This window comes from Bradyrhizobium sp. (genome assembly GCF_049586575.1).
Classification (GTDB): Bacteria; Pseudomonadota; Alphaproteobacteria; order Rhizobiales; family Xanthobacteraceae; genus Bradyrhizobium.
Genome location: NZ_JBAVCF010000052.1, coordinates 1 through 3,039, shown reverse-complemented (window position 1 = coordinate 3,039; position 3,039 = coordinate 1). Strand labels below are relative to the sequence as shown.

2 protein-coding genes and 1 pseudogene are annotated in these 3,039 nt (G+C 65.2%); all 3 read right to left on the bottom strand.

Features of this window, described 5'->3' with window-relative positions:
• A pseudogene (locus WB528_RS01750) lies at nt 1-261 on the bottom strand (hypothetical protein); the annotation flags it as partial.
• Between the two features lie 3 nt (nt 262-264).
• Nucleotides 265-1,248: an ABC transporter permease gene (locus WB528_RS01745; protein ID WP_423886710.1), complete on the bottom strand. Its 984-nt coding sequence runs from the start codon at nt 1,246-1,248 to the stop codon at nt 265-267.
• Between the two features lie 28 nt (nt 1,249-1,276).
• Nucleotides 1,277-2,962: an ABC transporter substrate-binding protein gene (locus WB528_RS01740; RefSeq protein ID WP_423886709.1), complete on the bottom strand. Its 1,686-nt coding sequence runs from the start codon at nt 2,960-2,962 to the stop codon at nt 1,277-1,279.
• Nucleotides 2,963-3,039 lie beyond the last annotated feature (77 nt).

The following is a 3,039-nucleotide window of genomic DNA, read 5'->3' as shown; positions in this document are numbered from 1 at the left end:
CACCTGGGCGAATATGTCCTGGCCGTAGGCGGTGGTGCCCAGCGGGTGCGCGCCGCTGATCCCCATGCTGCGGCCGTAGATCTCCGCGTTCGGGTTGTCGCCGGCAACCAGGCCTGGGAACAGCCCGAGGAAGCAGAAGAAAAGCAGCAGGATGACGCCGGCGGTCGCCTTCCTGTTCCTCCTGACGGCGCGCCAGATCCGCCGGGCGCCAGAGTTCACTCCCGCGCGCGGCGCGGGCACGGTCACGGTGGTCGCGGCCATGGCTTACCCCGTCGACCTGGTGCGCGGGTCGAATATCGCGGTGGCGATGTCTGCGAGCAGGATCGCCACCAGCACCGCGAGGGTGATGAGCAGGAACAGCGCCTGCATCAGCGGGTAGTCCTCGTTCTCGACCGCCTGCAGCAGCATGTAGCCGACGCCGGGGTAGTCGAAGACGTACTCGATGAGGATCGCGCCGCCGACCACGAAGCCGAGCGACATCGCGAAGCCGGTGAGGTTCGGCAGGATCGCGTTGCGCGCCGTGTAATCCAGCATGATCCGCCTGCTCGGCAGGCCCTTTGCGCGCGCCATCCGGACGTAGTCCTCCGCCAGCGTGGTGACCATGTTGTTCCGCATCGTCAGGATCCACGTGCCGATGGTCGTGAGCAGCAGCGCCATGGCGGGTAGCACGGCGTGCTCGAGCACGTTCGCGATGAAGGGGCCGTTGAGCCCGGGCGTGAGCGTCGGGTCGTAGCCGAACGTGTACGGCAGCCACTGCAGCCTGATGCCGAAGATCAGGATGAACATCATCCCGACCCAGAAGTAGGGGATCGCCGACGTGATGACGAACACCGGCGGCACGATCCCGTCGAGCCAGGTGCCACGCCGCCACGCCGAGACGATCCCTACTCCTGTGCCCAGCACGAACGCCAGGATGGTCGTCACGCCGACCAGCCCGAGTGTCCATGGGAGGGCGGCCCGCACTACCGAAGAGACCGACGCGGGGTAGAAGTACAGCGAGGTACCGAAGTTACCCGTCGCGATGTCTCCCAGGTAGTGCAGGTACTGCATGAACAGGCTGGTGTGCGTGTTCACGCCGAAGAGCTCCTCCAGCGAGATCAGCGCCTGGCCAGACAGGCGGCCGTGGAACTTGGCCACCATCGCGAGGGCCGGGTTCCCCGGCATCATCCGCGGCAGGAAGAAGTTCAGCGTGACCGCTGCCCACAGCGTGACCAGGAAGAACCCGGCCCTGCGAAGGATGAAACGCATGTTTGCTAACCGTTACCTGGTTCCTTGGCTACTTGGCGGGCGCGAGGTGCAGCAGCACCTGGCCCATGTCAGGGTAGAAGTACGCGGCCGGCACGGCATAGGGGTTGCTCTGCGTCACCCAGCCCGTGAACTTGCCGGTGTTGTACTGGTACCAGGCCACCTCCTCGGTCACCGGAATGAACGGCACGTCCTTCAGCAGGACCTGCTGCAGCTGGTCCACGATCTGCTGCTGCTGCGCCTGCGAGGTGGTCGTCGCGTACTGGTTGATCAGCGTGTCGGTCGCCGGGTTGCTGTACCGCTCCCAGTTGCTTGAGGCCTGCTTGCCGATCGGCGCCGAGTTGGCCGAGTACAGCCACTGCCGGTACTCGTAGTACGGCGAGGGGCCGCCCTGCTGGTTGTTGTAGGCGAGCTGGTAGTCGCCGTTGTACAGCCGGGACAGGAAGTCGTTCTGCGACAGGTTGTCGGTCGTGAGCTGGATGCCGACCGCCTTCAGGTCCTGCTGGATCACCTGCATCGAGGCCACCCAGTCCGAGTAGCCGCCGATGTTGATGACCGTGAACGACAGCGGCTTGCCGGACGGGGAGGAGAAGATCCCGTTCGAGCCCATCTTGAAGCCCGCGCTGGTCAGGATCTGCTTCGCCTTGGCCGGGTTGTACGTGTAGTCGTACTGGCTCGCCGCGGAGGTGTCCTCCCAGCTAGCGAACGTCGGCGTCACGATGCCGGTCTGGTTGGCCGGCGGTTCGTAGCCGTACTCGCCGATCTGCGAGACCCGGTTCCTGTCGATGGCGTACGCCATCGCCTGCCGGACGGCCACGTCGTTCAGCCCGGGCACGGTCAGGTTGGGGATCAGGGTCACGTTCGCGATCGGCGGGAACCAGTAGTGGTTGTCCGGGCTCTTGGACGTGTAGAAGGACTCGATGTTCGGGATGAACTGGCTGCCCCACTGCGCCTGGCCGGTGGCCAGGTACGTGTTGGCCGGGTCGTTGGAGGTGAACGCCGGGTACAGGACCTTGGCCACCTTCGGCTCGCCGGGCTGCCAGTAGTGCGGGTTGGCGACGTAGGTGATGTTCTGCGCGCTGCAGGGATTCACCGTGAACGCGCCGGTCCCGACGGGTTTAGCGTCGGCGTAGCTCACCGGGTTGGCGATCGTGGACCAGATGTGCTGCGGGACGATCGGGGTCTGGTCCGCGATGTAGTAGAAGTAGGGTACGGCGGCGTTCTTGAACGTCATCATGACCTGGTTGCCCTGCTGGGTGACGCTGGACAGCACCGACCAGGCGGAGTTCAGGTCGAGCGTGGGGAACTTCTTCATCAGGTTGAAGGTGAACGCGACGTCCGCGGCGGTCATCGGGGTCCCGTCGCTCCATTTGACGCCGTTGCGGATCGTGAACGTGAGCGTCTTGTTCCCGTCGCCCCAGGTCCAGGCTGTCGCTAGCCACGGGCTGGCCTTGCCGCTTTGCAGCGTGTTGACGAACGCGAGCGGCTCGTACACCTGCCCGAAGGTGACGCCCTGGGCGAGGTTGGACGGGTTGAATGGGTTGAAGCTGCAGGTCCACAGCGTGCCCTGCTCGTTAGAGATCGTCAGCACACCGCTCGGCCCTGACGCCGATGCCGACCCCGAGCCTGAGCTGGGGGTGGACCCGCCGCAGGCGGCCAGCGCGGCGGCGAGCAGTCCCGCGGCGAGAACTGCTCCGGCTCTGATTGTTCTTCTCATGACGGGCTCGTCCTCCAGGGGTGCGAAGGCGTTAGTTAGTGCAGTATCCTAACTATCAGGCCCAGTCACAAGAGTTA